We start from the raw sequence: 22,339 nt of genomic DNA on the forward strand, positions 1-22,339 counted from the left end.
GATTATTCCTTCACGACCGGCACACCTGAACTTTCCGGCATGTCGGACGCAGGCGCAATGTGCTGTTCAAGTCGTTTAATTTTACGTTCAGCGCGCGCAAGAGAAACACGAACTTTCAACCAGAAAAGACCGCAAACCAGCCAGCCGATGGCAAAGCCTGCAGCAAATAAGACCGCCAGCAGGCTGGAGACCCGATACTCACCCTGCGCCAGCAGATAGTTAAACGTCACCTGTTGATCGTTTTGTGCACCCAATGTGACTGAAATGACAAAAATCGCCAATACCAGTAAGAAAATGAGTAAATATTTCACATTACTTCCCGTTATGTGGTTCAAGCGAATAAAGTGTGTTCAACTCACCGCAATCAGCCTTATAAACTACCATTTTAGCGACGGGCGCGAAACGGAAAAAGTAACGCGCACGTCATGGATTTATGGGCAAAATGCACAATATCAACCGTCAGGCGTCGCTTTGCTCCCTTTCGGCGATCTCTTCTTTCTCTTCAGGTGGCGGCGTGAGCGGGCCGCAGAACCGTTCTGCAAGCCAGGTTGCCAGCGTCACCAGCATCCAGGAGATCAGCGTAGCGACCACCAGATCCCGCGGCCAGTGCATTCCCAGCAGCAAGCGGCTGCCCATCACCCCTGTCGCCCAAACCAGTAAAATCGCGATGGTCATAGTGCGACGTCGAGGCCAAAGCAGCCCAACGCCCAGCAACGCCCAGCTGGCTGCAAACATCGTATGGCCGGAAGGAAACGCGAATCCCGTCTCTTTTTGCCAGTGCTTACGCAGGAACTTTGGAATATCTTCCTGTTCTGAAAGCTGTTCTTTCACCAGCGCGCCGCGATCTTTACGCTTTAAATTGTAGAACTCTTCCACCGGAACATGGTGCGCTTTTTCCAGCCAGACGACAAAAGGTCTTGGCTCCTGAACGTGATCCTTCACCCAGGACTTCACGCCCTGTCCAATAACGATCGCGCCACCGAGGATAGCAAAGAGCATCAACGCCGCGCGCAGTCGAAAGCGCAGGCACCACAAGAACCAGCCGCAGAGGAAAACGTGGGTAATAATTCCCCACGGCTGCGTGACCGTCTCCGTTACCCAGTATAACGTTTTCAGCCACGTGGCATTCTGCCCCGGCTGCCACATCCAGCCGGAGACCCACACGGCCAAAGGCATAATCAGTAAAATGGCCGCGCCTGCTGCCGTACGTCTGGCGATTGAAAGCATGTCTTCTCCTTTTTCGCTAAGCCTCACAATCATAACTGAAATTCATTCGATGGGTGGATATGTCGGATCGTGCGTTTAACGTTCATATAGCATGGCGCCCATTAGGCGAACGTGCTGAGCTTGTGGCAAAATGGACAAATACAGAAAGCAAAACAGGCGCAAGGCACGAAACGTGTCAGCCTACTCTGGAGAATCACATGCAGCTTAAACGTGTGGCAGAAGCCAAACTGCCAACCCCATGGGGCGATTTCCTGATGGTGGGGTTTGAAGAACTGGCAACCGGACAGGATCATGTCGCGCTGGTCTACGGCGACATTTCAGGGCAGACGCCGGTGCTGTCCCGCGTCCATTCGGAGTGTCTGACCGGCGACGCGTTGTTCAGCCTGCGCTGTGATTGCGGTTTCCAGCTCGAAGCTGCCCTTACCCATATTGCCGAAGAAGGCCGCGGCGTGCTGCTCTATCACCGTCAGGAAGGTCGTAACATTGGTCTGCTGAATAAAATCCGCGCTTACGCGCTGCAGGACCAGGGCTACGATACGGTGGAAGCCAACCATCAGCTCGGTTTTGCCGCCGATGAACGTGATTTCACCCTCTGCGCCGATATGTTCAAGCTGCTGGGCGTGGACGAGGTTCGCCTGCTGACCAATAATCCCAAAAAGGTGGAAATCCTCACCGAAGCCGGGATCAACATCGTCGAGCGCGTACCGCTGATTGTCGGCCGCAACCCGAAAAATGCCTACTATCTTGATACAAAGGCGGCAAAAATGGGCCATCTTCTGAAAGAGTGAAAGTAAAAAGCCCGGCACAGATGCCGGGCTTTTTTTTATCAATCCAGCATTTTACGAATCACATAATGTAAAATGCCGTCGTTCTGGTAGTAGGTCAGTTCGGTTGCCGTATCAATACGACACCGGCATTCCAGTACCTCGCTTTTCCCGTCTGCTCGCGTAAGCTTCACCGGCACCGTTTTGCCCGGCTGCAGGTTTTTCAGGCCGCTAATATCAATCTGCTCTTCACCCGTCAGGCCCAGCGTTTTGCGCGTGACGCCCTGCGGGAACTCAAGCGGGAGGATCCCCATGCCAATCAGGTTCGAGCGGTGAATACGTTCAAACGACTCGGCGATGACCACGCGAACGCCAAGCAGTCGCGGACCTTTCGCCGCCCAGTCACGACTGGAGCCGGAACCGTACTCTTTCCCGGCGATCACCGCCAGCGGCGTACCTTCCTGCTGATATTTGACGGCTGCGTCATAAATCGACACGACTTCCGTCCCCGGAAGATGGCGCGTCATCCCCCCTTCCACGCCCGGAACCATTTCGTTACGAATGCGGATGTTGGCAAACGTCCCGCGCATCATCACTTCATGGTTACCGCGGCGCGATCCGTAGGAGTTAAAATCGCGGCGCTCCACGCCCCTGCTCTGCAGATAACGGCCCGCCGGGCTGTCGGCTTTGATGCTCCCCGCCGGAGAGATATGGTCAGTGGTGACGGAATCCCCCAGCATCGCCAGTATGCGCGCCCCGTGAATATCCTGAAGCGGTGCAGGCTCGGCCAGCATTTCATCAAAGAACGGCGACAGGCGGATATAGGTGGAATCGTCCTGCCAGTCATAGGTGTCCGAGCCCACAACGTTGATGGCTTTCCATTCCGGCGTGCCTTCAAACACTTCCGCATACTCTTTGCGGAACATCTCGGTGGAGACCTTTTCAACGGCCATCGCAATTTCACGTGAGGACGGCCAGATATCTTTCAGATAGACCGGCTCATTCTTGCGGTCGTGACCAATAGGATCGGTAGCCAGGTTGATATTCATGTTCCCGGCGAGCGCGTAGGCCACCACCAGCGGCGGCGAAGCGAGCCAGTTGGTTTTCACCAGCGGATGAATACGTCCTTCAAAGTTACGGTTACCGGAAAGGACTGCGCCAACCGTCAGATCGCCCTGCTTGATCGCCGTTTCAATAGGTTCAGGCAGCGGGCCGGAGTTACCGATGCAGGTGGTACAGCCATAGCCCACGAGGTTAAAGCCCAGCTCATCAAGATACGGCGTTAGCCTGGCCTGCGCCAGGTAATCCGAGACCACTTTGGAGCCCGGTGCCAGAGAGGCTTTGACCCAGGGCTGTGGTTTCAGCCCCAGCTCAACCGCTTTTTTAGCAAGCAGGCCGGCAGCCATTAATACGCTGGGGTTTGAGGTGTTGGTGCAGGAGGTAATGGCTGCTATAACAACCGCGCCGTCCGGGAGCTGATACTGATGTCCGTTCAGAACATAGTCGATTGGGCGATGGTCCTTCTTCGCCACGTTAACTTCCAGCTCATTGCTTGCGGCAAACGCTTTTGGCACGTCGCTTAACGCTACGCGATCCTGCGGACGCTTCGGACCGGCGAGGCTCGCCTCAACGCTTCCCATGTCAAGCGCAAGCGTGCTGGTAAATACCGGCTCATCCCCCGGATTGCGCCACATGCCCTGCGCTTTGGTATACGCCTCCACCAGCGCCACCTGCTCTTCGCTGCGTCCGCTCAGGCGCATGTACTCCAGGGTGACGTCATCAATGGGGAAAAATCCGCAGGTTGCACCATATTCTGGCGCCATGTTGGCGATGGTCGCGCGGTCAGCCAGCGGCAGCGAATCCAGCCCGTCACCGTAAAATTCAACAAATTTTCCCACCACACCATGCTTACGCAGCATCTGGGTTACGGTGAGCACCAGATCGGTGGCGGTAATGCCTTCAGACAGCTTCCCGGTGAGCTTAAAGCCCACAACATCAGGGATAAGCATGGAGACCGGCTGACCGAGCATGGCGGCTTCCGCTTCGATACCGCCGACACCCCAGCCCAGCACGCCGAGGCCGTTAATCATGGTGGTGTGGGAATCTGTACCCACCAGCGTGTCCGGATAAGCCACCCACTCTTTGTCCTGCAATTCACTCCAGACGGCTTTACCGAGATATTCAAGGTTAACCTGGTGACAAATACCGGTGCCGGGTGGAACCACGCTAAAGCGGCTGAACGCCTGCTGACCCCACTTCAGGAAGACGTAACGCTCGTGATTTCGCTCCATCTCGAGACGCACGTTCTCGCCAAAGGCATCGTCATCACCGAAGTGGTCAACGGTTACGGAGTGGTCAATTACGAGGTCGACGGGTGAAAGCGGGTTCACTTTAGCCGTATCGCCGCCGAGGCGTTTAACCGCCTCACGCATGGCGGCGAGATCCACCACGGCAGGAACGCCGGTGAAGTCCTGCATCAGGACCCTTGCCGGGCGGTAGGCAATTTCTCTGTCGGCATGGGCATTCTTAAGCCACCCTGCCAGCGCCTGAATATCGTCGAGGGTAACGGAGTCACCGTCCTGCCAGCGCAATAGATTTTCCAGCAAAACTTTCAAGGACTTGGGTAAACGCGAAATGTCCCCAAGCGTTCTGGCAGCCAGCGGCAGGCTATAGTAGTGCCAGGTTTTATTTTCTGCCTGTAACGTGTCCTTACTGGCTTCGCGTAGGGTTAACGACATAAGCTCCTCCTTAATTACAGAGATGTCCTGACAATCATCAGGGCCGTAATTAAAGATAACACAAAGATGTCGTAACGTTTTGATAACAACCCAAATTGATAAATTTAGGAATGGTCCAGAGGAGGATAAAACAAAAACCCCGCCGCAGCGAGGTTTTGTGATTTAGTGGACGGCCAGCCAGATGAGCTGACTCCAGAACAGAATCGACAGGGTAAAAACGCCGATCCATGACCAGTATTTTTGAGACATCATGTTATTCATCATAGGGACACCAGGCATTATTTATTAAACATTCCGAGGCAGGTCCTCGTGCTATATTGCTGATGTGTATTTATTAAAGAGTACAAAGGCGCATAGTCATTATTCAGACTAACTGCATCATTACGCAATAAACTAAATTATTGTTTTTTGGGTTCGTCTTCCGCGAACACATCAATAAAAGCCTGCTGCTGCGGCGTCAGTTTCCAGGATGCTGGCACTGCTGTTGCAGGCGCTTTGCGTCCCTTGTGAACAGTGTCATGATGCTGACACATCCGCTTTGCCGTTTCTGTACGTACCGTCACTGCCATATTCAACCCCAATATTTCCAGGCCAGGAGAGCAACCATCACCCAGAACAGGGCGGAAACGAGAAAGACCGCCAGCCAGGCTTTACGCTTGAGCGCAGGATCCCTTTGCGGTTCTTCACTTCCTGAAGGCATTGCTAACCTCATACAATCGATATCGCTTATCATTTAGGACCAAACAATTGGTACAATTAATCATCTGTTGAGATAAATCCTAAAGAAACTTTAGCCGAAAAGCCAGTGAATTTACGCATCAAGAGGCATGAAATATTCAATCTTTTGACCAGAAATAAATATTTGAAAAGAAAAATTTGCGTAGCCGTTAATTAGTTTCTATTTTTGTCGCCAATTCACGACATTAAAACCACACAAATTAAAAGGATAATGACAATATATGGCAGGGGAAGTGCAGATGATGATAATTCTAATTTAGCTTTAAGCCGATATTTCGGTATCTTTCCCTCAGGGAAAGATACCGGGTGTGATTATTTTTCGGGGAGTTTGATATCTTTAAACATCTCTTCGATATCTTCATTTGATCGTAATGCCACGGCGGTATCCACCACGTCACGCGTTAAATGCGGTGCAAAGCGCTGAATAAAATCATACATATAGCTTCGCAGGAAGGTACTGCGGCGGAAGCCAATTTTTGTCGTGCTGTGGCTGAAAATATCATGCGCATCAAGACGCACCAGGTCAGGGTCTGACACCGGGTCGACCGCCATGCTGGCGATCACCCCTACCCCCAGGCCAAGCCGTACATAGGTCTTTATAACGTCGGCGTCGGTGGCGGTAAAGACAATCCGCGGCGTTAACCCGGCCCGGTTGAAGGCGGTATCAAGCTCAGATCGTCCGGTGAAGCCAAACGTGTAAGTGACCAGAGGATATTGCGCCAGCTCTTCGATTGACACCGACCCTTTGCCCGCCAGCGGATGATCCGGGGTCACCACAATGGAGCGGTTCCAGTGATAGCACGGCAGCATGACCAGATCGTCATAGAGATGGAGCGCTTCCGTCGCGATGGCAAAATCTGCATTGCCCTTCGACACCGCCTCCGCAATTTGCGTCGGCGACCCCTGGTGCATATGCAGGGAGACGCGCGGATAACGCTCGATAAAGCCCTTGATAACGCCCGGTAGCGCATAGCGCGCCTGGGTGTGCGTCGTGGCAATATACAGCGAGCCTTTATCCGGCCAGGTATGTTCCCCCGCCACAGACTTAATCGCATCGACTTTGGAAAGGACTTCCCGCGCAATACGGATAATTTCCTGCCCCGCTGGCGTTACCTGGGTAAGGTGCTTACCACTGCGGGCGAAAATCTGAATACCTAATTCATCCTCGAGCATGCGAACCTGCTTGCTGATGCCCGGTTGCGAGGTATATAGCCCCTCGGCGGTGGAAGAGACATTAAGGTTGTGATTCACCACCTCAACGATATAACGAAGCTGCTGTAATTTCATGCCAGACCATCCGATTTAGCGCACACGGTCAATCGCTTAAGACGATTTGATAATAAAAAAAGGGTTAACTATAACCACTATATCACTTATAGCCTGACTGTATAGTACGGAACAAAAAATAATAATAAGGTAATAAAAAAGGGCCGGAAGTCCGGCCCTTTCACGGGTAAGCTACGGTTAAGAAATATTATTTCTTGCCTTCAACCCATTTGCCATCGACAAAGAAGGCGGACCATCCGGTCGCTTTACCCTCTTTCTCTGCCGCAACGTACTGCTGCTTCGTTTTACGGCTAAAACGGACCACCGTCTTATTGCCTTCAGGATCCTGCTGTGGCGCATCGGCCAGATAACGCAGCTTCTCAGGCAGACGATCGCGGAAGCGATGCAGCTCTTCCACCAGCGGGGCGCGCGTTTCACGCGATTTCGGGAAGGTGTTGGCGGCCAGGAAGACACCTGCGGCACCATCACGCAGCACGAAGTACGCGTCGGATTTTTCACACGGCAATTCTGGCAGCGGAACCGGATCTTCCTTCGGCGGAGCAACCTCACCATTGCGCAGAATCTTGCGCGTGTTCTTACACTCGTCGTTGGTGCAGGCCATGTACTTACCGAAACGCCCCATTTTCAGGTGCATCTCAGAACCACACTTCTCGCACTCCACAATCGGACCGTCATAGCCTTTAATGCGGAACTCACCCTCTTCGATCTCATACCCGTCGCACGTTGGGTTGTTACCACACACGTGCAGCTTACGTTTAGGATCGATCAGATAGCTGTCCATCGCCGTGCCGCATTTTTTGCAGCGGCGTTTCGCGCGCAGGGCGTTAGTTTCCGCATCATCACCTTCCAGTACGTTGAGAACTTCGTTCTCCGGCACCAGGTTGATGGTTGTTTTGCAGCGCTCTTTTGGTGGCAGCGCATAGCCTGAACAGCCAAGGAACACGCCCGTTGTCGCAGTACGGATCCCCATCTTACGGCCGCAGGTCGGGCAGTCGATGCTGGTCAGAACCATCTGGTTAGGCAGCATGCCGCCCTCTTCAGGATCTTTCTCCGCTTTCTCAAGCTGGTTGGTAAAGTCGCTGAAGAAGCTATCGAGAACCTTCTTCCACTCCGCCTTGTGACTGGCCACTTCGTCGAGGCTGTCTTCCATCTGCGCGGTGAAGTCGTAGTTCATCAATTCGCGGAAGTTAGCTTCCAGACGGTCAGTGACAATCTCACCCATTTTTTCGGCATAGAAACGGCGGTTCTCTACGCGAACGTAACCGCGGTCCTGAATGGTCGAGATGATTGACGCGTAGGTTGACGGACGACCAATCCCGCGTTTTTCCAGCTCTTTAACCAACGACGCTTCACTAAAGCGAGCAGGCGGCTTGGTGAAGTGCTGGGCCGGAACCAGGTCGACAAGCGACAACTCGTCACCTTTGTTTACCGCAGGCAGCGTACGGTCTTCATCACCTTTACGCAGCGCAGGCATCACTTTCGTCCAGCCGTCGAAACGCAGAATACGACCGCGTGCCTTGAGGCGGAAGTCGCCCGCGCCAACGGTCAGCGTAGTGGAATCATATTTCGCTGGCGTCATCTGACACGCGACAAACTGACGCCAGATCAGCTGATACAGCTTCTGGGCGTCGGCTTCCATATCCTTCAGCGACTCGGCTAAAACAGAGACATCAGAGGGACGAATCGCTTCGTGCGCTTCCTGAGAATTCTCTTTGCTGGCGAACTGGTTGGCGCTTTCCGGCAGGTATTTTTTACCGAAGTTGTCGCTGATGTAGCCGCGCACCATGTTCACCGCGTCCTGGCTCAGGTTGGTGGAGTCAGTACGCATGTAGGTGATGTAACCCGCTTCATACAAGCGCTGGGCCATCATCATGGTTTTCTTCACGCCGTAACCCAGACGGGTGCTCGCCGCCTGTTGCAGTGTGGACGTGATAAACGGCGCGCCAGGCTTGCTGCTGGTCGGCTTATCTTCGCGTTCCAGTACCTGATAGCGCGCTTTTTCCAGCAGCGCCACGGCGGCCATGGTCTGATCGCGGTTTTCAGGACGGAAAGGCTTATCGTTGTGATGGCTTACCTGCAGCGGCAGCGCATCACCGCCCGGGGTGGTGACATTGGCGTCAACTTCCCAGAACTCTTCCGGCACGAAGGCTTTAATTTCGCGTTCACGCTCAACGACAAGACGCACGGCTACAGACTGCACGCGTCCTGCAGACAGGCCGCGGGCAATCTTTTTCCACAGCAGGGGAGAAACCATGTAGCCCACAACGCGGTCCATAAAGCGACGCGCCTGCTGGGCGTTCACACGGTCGATATTCAGCTCGCCCGGCTTCTCAAACGCCTGACGAATCGCATTCTTTGTAATTTCGTTAAACACTACGCGGCTGTAGCGTTTGTCATCCCCGCCGATCACTTCCCGCAGGTGCCACGCAATGGCTTCCCCTTCGCGGTCAAGGTCGGTTGCGAGATAGATGTGGTCTGCTTTTTCAGCAAGCTGCTTCAGCTCGTTAACGACTTTTTCTTTCCCGGGCAGCACTTCATATTGTGCATCCCAGTTGTGCCATGGGTTAACACCCATGCGGTTGACAAGCGCGCTACGTTCATCCTTTTTAGGCTTTTTAGCCCCTTTGGTGGAGGTAGAGTCTGCGCTCTTTTTGCTGGCTGAGCCACTGGTCGGCAAATCGCGGATGTGACCAACGCTGGACTTAACCACGTAGTCATTACCCAGATACTTATTGATCGTTTTGGCTTTTGCCGGGGACTCAACGATGACGAGAGCTTTACCCATATTCACCTTTACCTAATTTAATTCTTCCAGGAATACGCCGCACGTTGATTTCCCTTCCGCTGACGACGAGCCAATGATATTGCGACTGCGTCAGGGGATATCAACCCCTATGTCTTACCGAACGTCAGAATGGCGACATCCAGGTCATTGAGTTTTCGGGTATTTTTCTCACATCTCGTATAATTCGTGACGAATTCCCGGTCGAATGTCAAGCAATTCTGTTGCCAGAATGACGAAAGCGCACACTCTACCTGATAAAATTCGTTACGCAACTTTATTAGCATGCAAAAGCAAATCCCGCCAACCTGCCCTCTGCATCTTATCCCCTCACATTACAGGGAAAATTTGCCCCCAAAGCGCCCCCGGCGTAGACTATTGTCACTGTTTAAGGAGTGGATTATGCAGAATACGACCCAACCCATTGACCGAGCCTCTCTGCTTATCGAAGCAAACAAGCTTATTCGTGACCATGAAGATACGCTGGCAGGCATTGAAGCCACCGGCGTTGAGCAACGTAATGGCGTGCTGGTTTTCAGCGGCGAATACTTCCTTGACGAGCAGGGGTTACCGACCCCGAAAAGCACTGCCGTGTTTAATATGTTTAAATACCTGGCGCATACGCTTTCAGAGAAATATCACCTGGTCGACTAATGCAAAACGCGAGGCATATGCCTCGCGTTTTTGTTTACAGCAGCGGTTTTTGTCCGCGCTGTAGCCAGCGAAGCAGCAGGCGGTCCGCGCTTTCCGCCGCACTGTTGGTAAAGCGGTCCATCAGCCGTTTGCGCTGTGTAAAGCGCACGCCTACCAGTTCCCGACCTTCCATCAGGTTGAGCAGCAGGTCATCACTGGTACCCACTTCATCCACCAGCCCTTTTTCCTGCGCCTGGATGCCGTACCAGTGCTCACCGGTCGCCACCTGTTCAATATCCAGCGTTGGGCGCATGCGATGTACGAAGTCTTTAAAGAGATGGTGAGTTTCATTCAGATCTTCACGGAATTTTTGGCGCCCCTCTTCCGTGTTTTCCCCCAGCAGCGTCAGGGTGCGTTTGTACTGACCCGCCGTGTGAAGTTCGATATCAATCTCTTTATTTTTCAGGAAGCGGTTAAAGTTAGGGATCTGTGCGACCACGCCAATGGAACCTATGATGGAAAACGGCGCCGCAACGATTTTGTCCGCCACGCAGGCCATCATATAGCCGCCGCTCGCCGCGACTTTATCTACCGCCACGGTAAGTGGGATCTGCTTCTCGCGCAGACGCTGCAGCTGTGAAGCGGCCAGCCCGTAACCGTGTACCACCCCGCCCGGGCTCTCAAGACGCACCACCACCTGATCCTGCGGCGTTGCCACGGCCAGAACCGCAGTCACCTCTTCGCGCAGCGAAGCGACTTCATGCGCATCCATGCTGCCTTTAAAATCGAGCACATAGACGCGGGGTTTTGCGTCGCCCTGCGGCGTCGCGAGCTTTGCCTTCGCCTTCGCGGCTTTGGCTTCCTGCTTGTGTTTTTTCTTCTGGGCTTTCAGCCACAGCTTCTGCTGATGGCTATCGAGCAGCGAGAGGGACATCTCTTCCTGCATCTCTTTATACTGCTCGCTCAGGCGGGTGATGCGTAACTCCCCACGCTGACGCTTGCGCTGCGTCAGGTTGACAATCAGAACGGCAACCACGGCAATGGCAATCACCACCGTCGCGATTTTGGCCAAAAACAACCCATATTGAGAAAGTAATTCCACGCGTTCCACCTTGATTTAACCACGAATCTTTCACGGCAGTGTACAACAGCCCTGCCCCTGCGTCTCGCCCGTGACATTACCTCTGCGAGCCGTCTTCAGGAATCCCCGCGCTGCGGTTTAAATATTTGCAAATTGTTAATTTTGCAGCAATGCGTCCTGTAGACTGATTGAATTCTCACGCTAATTCGGGCATAAAGCCGAAAAGTCATTATGAAGGCGTGATTGAGACACCGTGCGCCTGAGGAGTCACCGTGCATTATCAACCGCAAAAAAACCTGCTGCAGAACCGAATCATTCTTGTCACCGGCGCCAGCGATGGTATTGGTCGCGAAGCGGCCCTGACGTACGCTGAATATGGCGCAAGCGTAATTCTGATTGGGCGTAACGAAGAAAAGCTCAAAGGGGTCGCTCAGGAAATTGAGGCCGCAGGCGGGACACCTGCCCCCTGGTACACGCTCGATTTGCTGACCTGCACCCCAGCGCTCTGCCAGGAGCTTGCTCACCGTATCAGTACCCACTACCCACGTCTTGACGGCGTACTGCACAACGCCGGTTTGTTAGGCGAAGTGCGTCCAATGGATGAACAGGATCCTGAAATCTGGCAGCAGGTGATGCAGGTTAACGTTAACGGTACTTTTTTCCTCACGCAGGCCTTGCTTCCTTTATTACTCAAATCCGAGTCTGGATCTCTGGTCTTCACCTCTTCCAGCGTAGGCCGCGAGGGACGTGCAAACTGGGGGGCTTATGCTGTCTCAAAATTCGCGACCGAGGGCATGATGCAGGTGCTGGCGGATGAGTATCAGAGCCGCCATCTGCGCGTAAACTGCATTAATCCGGGGGGTACGCGCACCAGCATGCGCGCCAGCGCGTTCCCGACGGAAGATCCGCTGAAGCTGAAAACCCCGGCAGACATTATGCCGCTCTATCTCTGGCTGATGGGCGACGACAGCCGCCGCAAAACCGGAATGACCTTTGATGCCCAGCCGGGCCGCAAACCGGGAATTTCGCAATGAGTGAAGAACGTCATCAGCAGCGACAGCAGCGTCTGAAGGAACAGGTTGACGCGCGCGTCGCGGCAGCTCAGGAGGAGCGTGGGATCGTCATCGTTTTTACCGGCAATGGTAAAGGCAAAACTACTGCCGCGTTTGGCACCGCTACGCGCGCCGTCGGCCACGGGCAAAAAGTGGGGGTCATCCAGTTTATCAAAGGGGAATGGCCCAACGGTGAGCGTAATTTGCTTGAACCTCACGGCGTTGAGTTTCAGGTGATGGCGACCGGGTTTACGTGGGATACGCAGAACCGGGAAACCGATACCGCAGCCTGTCTGGCCGTCTGGGAGCACGCTAAAAGAATGCTGGCCGATCCCTCGCTGAATATGGTGCTACTGGATGAGATCACCTATATGGTCGCCTACGACTACCTGCCGCTGGAGGAGGTGCTGGATGCACTGAAGAGCCGCCCTGCGCACCAGACGGTTATCGTTACAGGTCGTGGGTGTCATCGTGAGATTATGGAGCTGGCAGATACCGTCAGCGAGCTGCGTCCGGTCAAGCATGCGTTTGATGCAGGCATCAAAGCACAAATTGGCATTGATTACTAAAGAAAAAGCCCGGTGAGTTCACCGGGCTTTTTCAATTAACCGTTGTTATTCCGGCTGCCAGAGCGACGATTGCTGTTCACCTGGCTGTGGCGTTTCACCGCACGACGGATCTGATTCGCCTTCATACGACGACGATCTTTCTCCACCGCCACTTTAGAGGTGGTTTCCGGCGTCAGGCCAACCAGCTCGCGCAGGTAGTTAGTCTGGGTAAGATCCAGCTCGGTATAACCACCGCGCGGCAGACCTTTCGGCAGCAGAATGTCGCCGTAGCGAACGCGGATCAGGCGGCTAACCTGCACGCCTACCGCTTCCCACAGACGACGCACCTCGCGGTTACGGCCTTCGGTCAGGGTCACGTTGTACCACTGGTTAATCCCTTCACCACCGGTAAATTTGATGGTTTTGAACGCCGCAGGGCCGTCTTCCAGCTGCACGCCACGCGACAGATCGCGCAGTTTATTTTCATCGACCTGGCCGAAGACGCGAACGGCGTATTCACGCTCAACTTCACGGCTTGGGTGCATGAGACGGTTTGCCAGTTCACCATCGGTGGTGAACAGCAGCAGACCGCAGGTGTTCACGTCCAGACGCCCCACCGCAATCCAGCGGGCGCCGCGCAGTTTTGGCAGACGGTCAAACACCGTTGGACGACCTTCCGGGTCGTTGCGCGTACACAGCTCGCCTTCCGGCTTGTAATACGCCAGCACGCGGCAGATCTGTTCCGCGGACTCTTTCACGGAGATAAGATGACCGTCAATGCGGATCTTGAGCCCCGGTACGATTTCTACGCGGTCACCCAGCGTGGCGATTTTACCGTCCACACTCACGCGGCCCGCTTCTATAATGGCTTCGATTTCACGGCGTGAGCCGTGGCCGGCACGCGCCAGCACTTTCTGTAACTTCTCGCTCATTGAGCTTCCTCAGGTGTCGCCTTCACAGGCGTCGAATCAGGTCAAAAGCAGAGCCGAGCCCTGCTTTGATGGCCGCGTAGTATATCTGCTTACACCTTTACAAGAAAGGCTTAACATCACCCACGCCTTCACGAATCACTTCAGGCGCGTCTTCGGTCAGATCCACAACGGTAGTCGGCTGCTGGCCGAGATAACCTCCGTGAATAATCAGCTCCACCACCTTCTCCAGACGATCTTTTATCTCCTCCGGATCGGACTCGGTAAACTCGCTTCCCGGCAGCATCAGCGAGGTGGAGAGCATCGGCTCGCCGAGGGTTTCCAGCAGCGCCTGGGCAATCGGGTTCGACGGCACGCGCATGCCGATAGTCTTACGCTTTTCCTGCAGCAGGCGACGCGGCACCTCCTTCGTCCCTTTCAGAATGAAGGTGTAGTTACCCGGCGTGTTGTTCTTGATCAGGCGAAACGCCACGTTGTCGACATACGCATAGGTCGACAGCTCAGAGAGATCGCGGCACATCAGGGTAAAGTTATGGCCGTCCGGCAGCTGACGAATACGGCAAATGCGTTCCATCGCTCCTTTATCTTCAATTTTACAGCCCAGCGCGTAGCCGGAATCGGTCGGGTAGACTATCACGCCGCCTTTGCGGACGATCTCCACGGCTTGGTTAATCAGACGTGGCTGCGGGTTGTCCGGATGGATATAGAAAAACTGACTCATACTTCCCTCTCTTCAATTTGCTGCGGCTGCTCCCAGAGCTGCCAGACCGGCTCAACGCCAGCGGGTAGCCAGAGCTTGCGTCCCAGCTCGATCCACGCGCAGGGCTGGTGGAAATCAGAGCCCTGTGACCCTAGCAGGCCAAACTGGCGGGCGTAAGTCGCGAGCTGCGCGCGCTCGTTGGGCGCCTGCTGACACTGGGCGACTTCCATCGCCTCGCCACCGCATTCGGCAAAGTGCGCCAGCAGCCGTTTCAGCCATTTAGCAGAAAGATTATACCGTCCCGGATGGGCCAGCACGGCCTTACCGCCAGAATGATGAATGACATCAATAGCTTGTTTTATTGTACACCACTGTGGCGGAACGTATCCGGTTTTCCCGCGCGCCAGATACTTTTTAAAGACATCCGCCATGGTCGTCGCTTTGCCCGCTTCAACCAGAAAGCGGGCGAAATGACCGCGGGTGACCGCCCCGCCGTTCGCCAGCTTTTGCGCACCTTCCAGCGCGCCCGGAATATGCGCCTTCTCCAGGCGCTCGCCGATCATCTCCGCGCGCTGGTTGCGGCGCGTTTTTTGTTCTTGCAAAAAGGCAAGAAGTGCCGGATGTTCTATATCAATGTTCAGGCCAACGATATGAATCTCATGGTTTTCCCAGACGGTCGAGATCTCGACGCCGGGCACCAGATTCAGCGCCAGCCCGCTGCGGGCAATCTCGGCGCGCGCTGCCGGAATGGCGTCGGTGGTATCGTGATCGGTTATCGCCAGCGTGCCGACACGCATTTCAACCGCGCGATGAACCAGGGCTTCGGGTGTCAGCAGGCCATCAGAGGCCTGAGTATGGCTATGTAAATCATAAATAATCGCGTAGGTAGTATCGCTCAAAGCACTTCCCATAACAGGTTGGAGACATCCGAAAACGCCATGATACCGACTTAACGTGAAATTCTGAAATCAAGGGTTGACAATACGCCATCGAACCAGTTAACTAGTACGCAAGTTCACACGAGAAAGGTATCTGAAAATGACAGCACATTTCACTCTGCACGGTTGGTGGCGCACTTCCTGATCTTCGGGCAGTGTCACGCGTCTGCGAAATGCAAACAGATACCCGCCCGCTACCCAGCGGGCTTTTTTTTGAACTGAATAAATGAGAATCACAACATGCAAACAGCCAAACCTCATCTCGAACTCTTGACCTGCGAGGCGGTCTATCGCCACAACCCGACCGCGCTGTTTCATCAGGTGTGCGGTGCGCGTCCGGCGACGCTGCTGCTGGAGTCTGCGGATATCGACAGCAAGGACGATCTGAAAAGCCTGCTGCTGGTCGACAGCGCGCTGCGCATTACCGCGTTAGGTGACACCGTCACCATTAAGGCGCTCTCTGATAATGGCGCATCGCTGCTGCCGCTGCTGGATGCGGCTCTGCCCGCGGGCATCGACAATGAACGTCACCCGGACCTGCGAATTCTTCATTTCCCGCCAGTAAGCCAGCTGCTGGACGAAGACGCGCGCCTCTGCTCGCTGTCCGTGTTCGATGCCTTCCGCCTGCTGCAAAATCTTATCACCGTGCCGGAAGATGAGCGCGAAGCAATGTTCTTCGGCGGGCTGTTTGCTTACGACCTGGTCGCCGGTTTTGAAGATTTGCCGGAAACCGAGCAGGGCAACCGCTGTCCGGACTACTGTTTCTACCTGGCCGAAACCCTGCTGGTGATCGACCATCAGAAAAAATATACCCGCATCCAGGCAAGCCTGTTCACGCCGTCTGCGTCTGAGAAAAACCGCCTTGAGCATCGCATCGCTCAGCTCCAGCAGCAGATGACGGAAGCGCCGCCTGCACTGCCGGTACAGCACGTGGAAAAAATGACATGCGACGTTAACCAGACCGACGATCAATACGGGGCCGTGGTTCGCCAGATGCAAAAGGCTATTCGCGCCGGGGAGATTTTCCAGGTTGTGCCGTCCCGCCGTTTCTCGCTGCCCTGCCCGTCACCGCTGGCGGCTTACGACGTGCTGAAGAAGAGCAACCCGAGCCCATATATGTTTTTTATGCAGGACAATGATTTCACGCTGTTCGGCGCCTCGCCGGAAAGCTCGCTGAAGTACGACGCCACCAGCCGCCAGATTGAGATCTACCCGATTGCGGGCACCCGTCCGCGTGGCCGTCGTGCCGATGGCTCGCTGGATCGCGATCTGGACAGCCGCATCGAACTGGAAATGCGAACCGACCACAAGGAGCTCTCCGAACACCTGATGCTGGTTGACCTGGCGCGTAACGACCTGGCGCGCATTTGCACCCCGGGCAGCCGCTACGTGGCAGACCTGACCAAAGTTGACCGTTACTCCTTCGTGATGCACCTGGTCTCCCGCGTGGTGGGTGAACTGCGCAGCGACCTCGACGTGCTGCACGCCTACCGCGCCTGCATGAATATGGGCACCCTGAGCGGCGCGCCGAAGGTGCGCGCCATGCAGCTTATCGCCGAAGCGGAAGGACGTCGGCGCGGGAGCTACGGCGGCGCGGTAGGTTACTTCACCGCACACGGCGACCTTGATACCTGCATCGTGATCCGCTCCGCCTACGTCGAAGACGGTATTGCCACCGTTCAGGCCGGCGCCGGGATTGTTCTTGACTCTGTTCCGCAGTCTGAAGCTGACGAAACCCGCAGTAAAGCACGCGCGGTATTGCGCGCCATCGCTACCGCACACCACGCACAGGAGATTTTCTGATGGCTGACATTCTGCTGCTCGATAATATCGACTCCTTTACCTATAACCTGGCAGATCAGCTGCGTGCGAATGGTCACAACGTCGTTATCTACCGCAACCACGTTCCGGCTCAGACCCTGATTGACCGTCTGGCGACCATGCAAAACCCGGTGCTGATGCTCTCCCCGGGGCCGGGCGCGCCGAGCGAAGCGGGCTGTATGCCCGAACTGCTGACCCGCATGCGCGGCAAGCTGCCGATTATCGGTATCTGCCTTGGTCACCAGGCAATCGTGGAAGCCTACGGCGGTTACGTCGGCCAGGCGGGCGAGATCCTGCACGGTAAAGCCTCCAGCATTGAACATGACGGCCAGGCAATGTTTGCCGGGCTGCCGAATCCGCTCCCGGTCGCGCGCTATCATTCGCTGGTCGGCAGCAACATTCCGGCCGGGCTGACCATTAACGCCTCGTTTGAAGGGATGGTGATGGCGGTACGCCACGATGCGGATCGCGTCTGCGGGATGCAGTTCCACCCGGAATCTATTTTGACCTCCAATGGCGCCCGCCTGCTGGAGCAGACCCTTGACTGGGCGTTGCAGAAGCTGGAGCAGACCAACACCCTGCAGCCGATTCTGGAAAAACTGTATCAGGCCCAGACCCTGAGCCAACAGGAGAGCCACCAGCTTTTTTCCGCCGTGGTGCGCGGCGAGCTGAAGCCTGAGCAGTTGGCGGCGGCGCTGGTGAGCATGAAAGTGCGCGGCGAAAGCCCGCAGGAGATCGCCGGTGCGGCCACCGCGCTGCTGGAAAATGCCGCTCCGTTCCCGCGCCCGGACTATCAGTTTGCGGATATCGTCGGGACCGGTGGCGACGGCAGCAACAGCATCAATATTTCGACCGCCAGTGCCTTTGTCGCCGCAGCGTGTGGACTGAAAGTGGCAAAACACGGTAACCGCAGCGTCTCCAGCCGTTCAGGCTCGTCCGATCTGCTGGCCGCGTTTGGCATCAATCTGGAGATGAATGCCGAGCGTTCGCGTGAAGCGCTGGACGATTTGGGCGTTTGCTTCCTGTTTGCGCCGAAATATCACACCGGTTTCCGCCACGCGATGCCGGTTCGCCAGCAGCTTAAAACCCGCACGCTGTTTAACGTGCTCGGCCCGCTGATCAACCCGGCCCATCCGCCGCTGGCATTAATTGGTGTTTACAGCCCTGAGCTGGTCCTGCCGATTGCCGAGACGCTGCGCGTGCTGGGTTACAAACGCGCCGCCGTGGTGCACAGCGGTGGAATGGATGAAGTTTCGCTGCATGCGCCGACGCTGGTGGCCGAGCTTAACGATGGTGAAGTACTCAGCTATCAGCTTGAGGCGTCTGATTTCGGCTTAACGCCGTACCATCAGGAAGCGCTGGCAGGCGGTACGCCGGAAGAAAACCGTGACATTCTGACGCGCTTACTACAAGGTAAAGGTGAGGCCGCTCATGAGGCCGCCGTGGCTGCCAACGTCGCCATGCTGATGCGTTTGCACGGTGAGGAAGACCTGAAGGCCAATGCTCAAAAAGTTCTGGATGTACTGCGCTCCGGTGCAGCTTACGATCGCGTTACCGCACTTGCGGCAAGAGGGTAAAGAATGCAGACCGTTTTAGCGAAAATCGTTGCCGATAAGGCCATCTGGGTGGAAGCACGCAAAGCAGAGCAGCCGCTTGCCAGTTTCCAGAATGACGTCGTCCCAAGCAGCCGTCGTTTCTATGACGCCCTGCAGGGTGCACGTACCGCCTTTATTCTGGAGTGCAAAAAGGCCTCTCCCTCAAAAGGCGTTATTCGTGACGATTTCGACCCGGCGCGTATCGCCGGTATTTATAAGCATCATGCGTCGGCAATCTCCGTGCTGACGGATGAGAAATATTTCCAGGGCAGCTTCGATTTTCTGCCGATCGTCAGCGGCATCGCACCGCAGCCGATCCTGTGCAAAGACTTTATTATCGACCCGTATCAGATCTGGCTGGCGCGTTTCTACCAGGCCGATGCCTGCCTGCTCATGCTCTCGGTACTTGATGACGAACAGTATCGCCAGCTTGCTGCCGTGGCGCACAGCCTGAAAATGGGCGTGCTGACCGAAGTGAGTAACGAAGAAGAGCTTGAGCGCGCCATCGCGCTGGAAGCCAAAGTGGTCGGCATCAACAACCGCGATCTTCGCGACTTGTCGATTGACCTGAACCGCACCCGCCAGCTGGCGCCGCGTCTGGGTGCGGGCGTCACGGTGATCAGCGAGTCCGGCATTAACAGCTACGCCCAGGTGCGCGAGCTGAGCCACTTCGCCAACGGTTTCCTGATTGGCTCCGCCATGATGGAACATGACGACCTCAATGCGGCGGTGCGTCGCGTGCTGCTGGGTGAAAACAAAGTCTGCGGCCTGACCCGCGAACAGGATGCGCTGGCCGCGTATGAGGCAGGAGCAATATATGGCGGTTTAATCTTCGTCGACACCTCTCCTCGAGCAGTCAATGAGGAACAGGCCCGTAAGGTAATCGCGGCGGCCCCGCTGAGCTATGTTGGCGTGTTCCGCAATGCGGATGTCGCAGACGTTGTGGCAAAAGCCGACGCGTTATCCCTGAGTGCCGTTCAGCTCCATGGCGATGAAGATCAGGCGTATATCAATGCCCTGCGAGACGCGCTTGCACCGCAGGTTCAAATCTGGAAAGCACAAAGCGTGGGCACCACCCTGCCCGCACGTAATCTTCACCACGTTGACAAATACGTGCTCGACAACGGCCAGGGCGGCACCGGACAACGTTTTGACTGGTCGCTGCTGAACGGCGAAAAGCTGGACAACGTCCTGCTGGCGGGCGGACTAAGCCCGGATAACTGTGTGGAAGCCGCGAAAACCGGCTGCGCAGGCCTCGATTTCAATTCAGGCGTAGAGTCGCAACCGGGTATCAAAGATGCCAGCAAGCTGGCCTCGGTGTTTAAAACTCTGCGTGCATATTAAGGAAGAGAAGATGACGACATTACTTAACCCGTATTTTGGTGAATTCGGCGGGATGTACGTTCCGCAAATCCTGATGCCCGCGCTGCGCCAGCTGGAAGAAGCGTTCGTGAGCGCGCAGAAAGATCCGGCGTTTCAGGCGGAGTTTACCGACCTGCTGAAAAACTACGCCGGGCGTCCAACCGCGCTGACCAAATGCCGCAACCTGACCGAAGGCACCAAAACCACGCTGTATCTTAAGCGTGAAGATCTACTGCACGGCGGCGCGCATAAAACTAACCAGGTGCTGGGCCAGGCGCTGCTCGCGAAGCGTATGGGTAAAACCGAAATCATCGCCGAAACCGGCGCGGGCCAGCACGGCGTGGCTTCTGCGCTCGCCAGCGCCCTGCTCGGCCTGAAGTGCCGCATCTATATGGGTGCTAAAGACGTTGAGCGTCAGTCGCCGAACGTGTTCCGTATGCGCCTGATGGGTGCGGAAGTGATCCCGGTGCACAGCGGTTCTGCGACGCTGAAAGATGCCTGTAACGAAGCGCTGCGCGACTGGTCCGGCAGCTACGAAACCGCGCACTATATGCTCGGCACCGCGGCAGGTCCTCACCCGTTCCCGACCATCGTGCGCGAATTCCAGCGCATGATCGGTGAAGAGACCAAAGCGCAGATCCTTGAAAAAGAGGGTCGCCTGCCGGATGCAGTCATTGCCTGCGTCGGCGGCGGGTCTAACGCCATCGGCATGTTTGCCGATTTTATCGACGAAACCCGCGTAGGGCTGATTGGCGTCGAGCCTGCCGGTCATGGGATTGAAACTGGCGAGCACGGCGCGCCGCTGAAGCATGGCCGCGTGGGGATCTACTTCGGCATGAAAGCCCCGATGATGCAGACCGATGAAGGGCAGATTGAAGAGTCTTACTCAATTTCTGCCGGACTGGACTTCCCGTCCGTTGGGCCACAGCACGCGTTCCTGAACAGCACGGGGCGCGCGGACTATGTCTCCATTACCGATGACGAAGCGCTGGAAGCCTTCAAAACGCTGTGCCGCAGCGAAGGGATCATCCCGGCGCTGGAGTCTTCTCACGCGCTGGCGCACGCGCTGAAAATGATGAAAGAGAACCCGGAAAAAGAGCAACTGCTGGTGGTGAACCTTTCCGGTCGCGGTGACAAAGATATCTTCACCGTTCACGATATTTTGAAAGCACGAGGGGAAATCTGATGGAACGCTACGATAACGTATTTGCAGAACTGAAATCCCGCCAGGAAGGCGCGTTCGTCCCCTTCGTTACCCTTGGCGACCCGGGCCCTGAGCAGTCTCTGAAGATTATCGACGCCCTGATTGAAGCCGGCGCCGACGCGCTGGAGCTGGGTATTCCGTTCTCCGATCCGCTGGCGGATGGCCCGACCATCCAGAACGCCACCCTGCGCGCCTTTGCGGCAGGCGTGACCCCAACCCAGTGCTTTGAAATGCTGGCGGCGATCCGCCAGAAGCACCCAACCATTCCAATTGGCCTGCTGATGTACGCCAACCTGGTGTTCAACCGTGGTGTTGATGAGTTCTATGCCGAATGCGCGCGCGTGGGTGTCGACTCGGTCCTGGTAGCAGACGTGCCCGTGGAAGAGTCCGCGCCGTTCCGCCAGGCTGCGATGCGTCACAATGTCGCCCCTATTTTCATCTGCCCGCCTAACGCCGATGATGAACTGCTGCGCCAGATAGCCTCTTACGGGCGCGGGTATACCTATCTGCTTTCGCGCGCGGGCGTGACTGGCGCCGAGAATAAAGCTGCACTGCCGCTGCATCATCTGGTGGAAAAGCTGGCCGAGTACCATGCCGCGCCTCCGCTGCAGGGCTTTGGGATTTCATCTCCCGACCAGGTCACGGCGGCGATTGACGCGAAGGCGGCGGGCGCCATCTCCGGCTCCGCGATTGTGAAGATCATCGAGAAGAACGTGGACAAGCCCGAGCAGATGCTGGCCGAGCTGAAGGCGTTTGTGACTGCCATGAAGGCGGCGACGCGTAAAGCCTGACCCCTCCACCGTCTGGCATCCCTGCCAGACGGTTGCCCTCTTTTTTACACTTCCTTTTGTTTTACAGCGTTCCACTCCAATGAAATAAACGGAACATAAATACTGAATTGCACTTATCAACAGATTAGCGAGAAAAAAGCTGACGACAT

At 55.7% G+C, this 22,339-nt stretch carries 22 protein-coding genes and 1 other annotated feature; of the genes, 10 read left to right on the forward strand and 12 right to left on the reverse strand.

The window, feature by feature from the left end; all coding sequences use genetic code 11:
• Positions 1–2: 2 nt before the first annotated feature.
• A complete protein-coding gene (locus IB212_RS12400; protein WP_028013399.1) occupies positions 3–311 on the reverse strand; it encodes a LapA family protein in 309 nt (102 codons plus the stop codon).
• 148 nt (positions 312–459) lie between these two features.
• On the reverse strand, positions 460–1,227 hold the full coding sequence (gene pgpB / locus IB212_RS12405; RefSeq protein ID WP_041909644.1) for a phosphatidylglycerophosphatase B: 768 nt from the start codon (positions 1,225–1,227) through the stop codon (positions 460–462).
• A 197-nt stretch (positions 1,228–1,424) separates the two neighbouring features.
• Here pgpB and ribA point away from each other — a divergent pair, with 197 nt between their 5' ends.
• Entirely contained in the window at positions 1,425–2,015 is a 591-nt protein-coding gene (gene ribA / locus IB212_RS12410) for a GTP cyclohydrolase II (protein WP_041909642.1), read from the forward strand.
• 38 nt (positions 2,016–2,053) lie between these two features.
• On the opposite strand, the gene acnA is transcribed toward ribA, so the two are convergent.
• The 6 genes from acnA to topA all read right to left on the reverse strand — a co-directional run bounded on the left by acnA (position 2,054) and on the right by topA (position 9,539).
• The gene (gene acnA / locus IB212_RS12415; RefSeq protein ID WP_041909641.1) at positions 2,054–4,729 is read right to left on the reverse strand and encodes an aconitate hydratase AcnA; all 2,676 of its coding nucleotides are present in this window, start codon (positions 4,727–4,729) and stop codon (positions 2,054–2,056) included.
• 162 nt (positions 4,730–4,891) lie between these two features.
• Positions 4,892–4,990 (reverse strand): small membrane protein YmiC, encoded by a 99-nt coding sequence (gene ymiC / locus IB212_RS12420; protein ID WP_032644994.1) that lies wholly within the window; start codon positions 4,988–4,990, stop codon positions 4,892–4,894.
• A 137-nt stretch (positions 4,991–5,127) separates the two neighbouring features.
• Positions 5,128–5,298 (reverse strand): hypothetical protein, encoded by a 171-nt coding sequence (locus tag IB212_RS12425; protein WP_032644881.1) that lies wholly within the window; start codon positions 5,296–5,298, stop codon positions 5,128–5,130.
• A 2-nt stretch (positions 5,299–5,300) separates the two neighbouring features.
• Complete coding sequence (locus IB212_RS12430) at positions 5,301–5,441, reverse strand: YmiA family putative membrane protein (RefSeq protein ID WP_213743510.1); 141 nt, start codon at positions 5,439–5,441, stop codon at positions 5,301–5,303.
• Positions 5,442–5,779: 338 nt separating this feature from the next.
• The gene (gene cysB / locus IB212_RS12435) at positions 5,780–6,754 is read right to left on the reverse strand and encodes an HTH-type transcriptional regulator CysB (protein ID WP_028013403.1); all 975 of its coding nucleotides are present in this window, start codon (positions 6,752–6,754) and stop codon (positions 5,780–5,782) included.
• 187 nt (positions 6,755–6,941) lie between these two features.
• Positions 6,942–9,539, reverse strand: coding sequence for a type I DNA topoisomerase (gene topA, locus IB212_RS12440; RefSeq protein WP_041909639.1), 2,598 nt, complete (start codon positions 9,537–9,539; stop codon positions 6,942–6,944).
• A gap of 399 nt (positions 9,540–9,938) precedes the next feature.
• On the opposite strand from topA, the gene IB212_RS12445 reads away from it, so the two are divergent.
• Positions 9,939–10,190 carry a YciN family protein gene (locus tag IB212_RS12445; RefSeq protein ID WP_003856804.1) on the forward strand — a complete coding sequence of 84 codons (252 nt, stop codon included), beginning with the start codon at positions 9,939–9,941 and terminating at the stop codon, positions 10,188–10,190.
• 34 nt (positions 10,191–10,224) lie between these two features.
• Here IB212_RS12445 and sohB read toward each other — a convergent pair whose 3' ends face one another.
• Complete coding sequence (sohB, locus tag IB212_RS12450) at positions 10,225–11,271, reverse strand: protease SohB (protein ID WP_041909637.1); 1,047 nt, start codon at positions 11,269–11,271, stop codon at positions 10,225–10,227.
• 251 nt (positions 11,272–11,522) lie between these two features.
• Here sohB and IB212_RS12455 point away from each other — a divergent pair, with 251 nt between their 5' ends.
• Positions 11,523–12,284: a YciK family oxidoreductase gene (locus IB212_RS12455; protein ID WP_028013406.1), complete on the forward strand. Its 762-nt coding sequence runs from the start codon at positions 11,523–11,525 to the stop codon at positions 12,282–12,284.
• Complete coding sequence (gene cobO / locus IB212_RS12460) at positions 12,281–12,871, forward strand: cob(I)yrinic acid a,c-diamide adenosyltransferase (protein WP_041909634.1); 591 nt, start codon at positions 12,281–12,283, stop codon at positions 12,869–12,871. The genes IB212_RS12455 and cobO overlap by 4 nt, the downstream gene beginning before the upstream one ends.
• Before the next feature lie 35 nt (positions 12,872–12,906).
• Here the strand turns inward: cobO and rluB are convergent, their stop codons facing one another.
• From rluB to rnm, 3 genes are all read right to left on the reverse strand, one after another.
• A complete protein-coding gene (rluB, locus tag IB212_RS12465) occupies positions 12,907–13,782 on the reverse strand; it encodes a 23S rRNA pseudouridine(2605) synthase RluB (protein ID WP_028013408.1) in 876 nt (291 codons plus the stop codon).
• 97 nt (positions 13,783–13,879) lie between these two features.
• On the reverse strand, positions 13,880–14,500 hold the full coding sequence (locus IB212_RS12470; RefSeq protein ID WP_003856793.1) for an L-threonylcarbamoyladenylate synthase: 621 nt from the start codon (positions 14,498–14,500) through the stop codon (positions 13,880–13,882).
• Positions 14,497–15,378 (reverse strand): RNase RNM, encoded by an 882-nt coding sequence (gene rnm / locus IB212_RS12475; RefSeq protein WP_028013409.1) that lies wholly within the window; start codon positions 15,376–15,378, stop codon positions 14,497–14,499. Before rnm ends, IB212_RS12470 begins: the two co-directional genes overlap by 4 nt.
• A 139-nt stretch (positions 15,379–15,517) precedes the next feature.
• Between rnm and trpL the strand changes: the two genes are divergently transcribed.
• The 6 genes from trpL to trpA all read left to right on the forward strand — a co-directional run bounded on the left by trpL (position 15,518) and on the right by trpA (position 22,190).
• Positions 15,518–15,562 carry a trp operon leader peptide gene (trpL, locus tag IB212_RS12480; protein ID WP_106993556.1) on the forward strand — a complete coding sequence of 15 codons (45 nt, stop codon included), beginning with the start codon at positions 15,518–15,520 and terminating at the stop codon, positions 15,560–15,562.
• Positions 15,539–15,632: a sequence feature (Trp leader region), on the forward strand. It overlaps the preceding gene by 24 nt.
• Positions 15,633–15,657: 25 nt before the next feature.
• Complete coding sequence (locus IB212_RS12485; RefSeq protein WP_041909632.1) at positions 15,658–17,220, forward strand: anthranilate synthase component 1; 1,563 nt, start codon at positions 15,658–15,660, stop codon at positions 17,218–17,220.
• Positions 17,220–18,815 (forward strand): bifunctional anthranilate synthase glutamate amidotransferase component TrpG/anthranilate phosphoribosyltransferase TrpD, encoded by a 1,596-nt coding sequence (gene trpD, locus IB212_RS12490; RefSeq protein WP_028013411.1) that lies wholly within the window; start codon positions 17,220–17,222, stop codon positions 18,813–18,815. Before IB212_RS12485 ends, trpD begins: the two co-directional genes overlap by 1 nt.
• Positions 18,816–18,818: 3 nt before the next feature.
• Complete coding sequence (gene trpCF, locus IB212_RS12495) at positions 18,819–20,177, forward strand: bifunctional indole-3-glycerol-phosphate synthase TrpC/phosphoribosylanthranilate isomerase TrpF (RefSeq protein ID WP_041909630.1); 1,359 nt, start codon at positions 18,819–18,821, stop codon at positions 20,175–20,177.
• A gap of 10 nt (positions 20,178–20,187) precedes the next feature.
• Entirely contained in the window at positions 20,188–21,381 is a 1,194-nt protein-coding gene (gene trpB, locus IB212_RS12500; protein WP_028013413.1) for a tryptophan synthase subunit beta, read from the forward strand.
• Complete coding sequence (trpA, locus tag IB212_RS12505; protein ID WP_041909626.1) at positions 21,381–22,190, forward strand: tryptophan synthase subunit alpha; 810 nt, start codon at positions 21,381–21,383, stop codon at positions 22,188–22,190. Before trpB ends, trpA begins: the two co-directional genes overlap by 1 nt.
• The last annotated feature ends 149 nt before the right edge of the window (positions 22,191–22,339 follow it).

It is taken from the genome of Enterobacter sp. E12 (genome assembly GCF_014596715.2).
GTDB classification, from domain to species: domain Bacteria; phylum Pseudomonadota; class Gammaproteobacteria; order Enterobacterales; family Enterobacteriaceae; genus Enterobacter; species Enterobacter bugandensis.

Excerpts from the sequence above, each read along its gene's own strand:
- IB212_RS12485 (WP_041909632.1), top strand. The coding sequence starts at position 15,658 with ATGCAAACAGCCAAACCTCATCTCGAACTCTTGACCTGCGAGGCGGTC.
- trpD (WP_028013411.1), top strand. The coding sequence starts at position 17,220 with ATGGCTGACATTCTGCTGCTCGATAATATCGACTCCTTTACCTATAAC.
- IB212_RS12445 (WP_003856804.1), top strand. The coding sequence starts at position 9,939 with ATGCAGAATACGACCCAACCCATTGACCGAGCCTCTCTGCTTATCGAA.
- IB212_RS12470 (WP_003856793.1), bottom strand. The coding sequence starts at position 14,500 with ATGAGTCAGTTTTTCTATATCCATCCGGACAACCCGCAGCCACGTCTG.
- ymiC (WP_032644994.1), bottom strand. The coding sequence starts at position 4,990 with ATGAATAACATGATGTCTCAAAAATACTGGTCATGGATCGGCGTTTTT.
- rluB (WP_028013408.1), bottom strand. The coding sequence starts at position 13,782 with ATGAGCGAGAAGTTACAGAAAGTGCTGGCGCGTGCCGGCCACGGCTCA.
- trpB (WP_028013413.1), top strand. The coding sequence starts at position 20,188 with ATGACGACATTACTTAACCCGTATTTTGGTGAATTCGGCGGGATGTAC.
- trpA (WP_041909626.1), top strand. The coding sequence starts at position 21,381 with ATGGAACGCTACGATAACGTATTTGCAGAACTGAAATCCCGCCAGGAA.
- trpCF (WP_041909630.1), top strand. The coding sequence starts at position 18,819 with ATGCAGACCGTTTTAGCGAAAATCGTTGCCGATAAGGCCATCTGGGTG.
- ribA (WP_041909642.1), top strand. The coding sequence starts at position 1,425 with ATGCAGCTTAAACGTGTGGCAGAAGCCAAACTGCCAACCCCATGGGGC.
- IB212_RS12425 (WP_032644881.1), bottom strand. The coding sequence starts at position 5,298 with ATGGCAGTGACGGTACGTACAGAAACGGCAAAGCGGATGTGTCAGCAT.
- IB212_RS12430 (WP_213743510.1), bottom strand. The coding sequence starts at position 5,441 with ATGAGGTTAGCAATGCCTTCAGGAAGTGAAGAACCGCAAAGGGATCCT.
- cysB (WP_028013403.1), bottom strand. The coding sequence starts at position 6,754 with ATGAAATTACAGCAGCTTCGTTATATCGTTGAGGTGGTGAATCACAAC.
- topA (WP_041909639.1), bottom strand. The coding sequence starts at position 9,539 with ATGGGTAAAGCTCTCGTCATCGTTGAGTCCCCGGCAAAAGCCAAAACG.
- cobO (WP_041909634.1), top strand. The coding sequence starts at position 12,281 with ATGAGTGAAGAACGTCATCAGCAGCGACAGCAGCGTCTGAAGGAACAG.
- pgpB (WP_041909644.1), bottom strand. The coding sequence starts at position 1,227 with ATGCTTTCAATCGCCAGACGTACGGCAGCAGGCGCGGCCATTTTACTG.
- acnA (WP_041909641.1), bottom strand. The coding sequence starts at position 4,729 with ATGTCGTTAACCCTACGCGAAGCCAGTAAGGACACGTTACAGGCAGAA.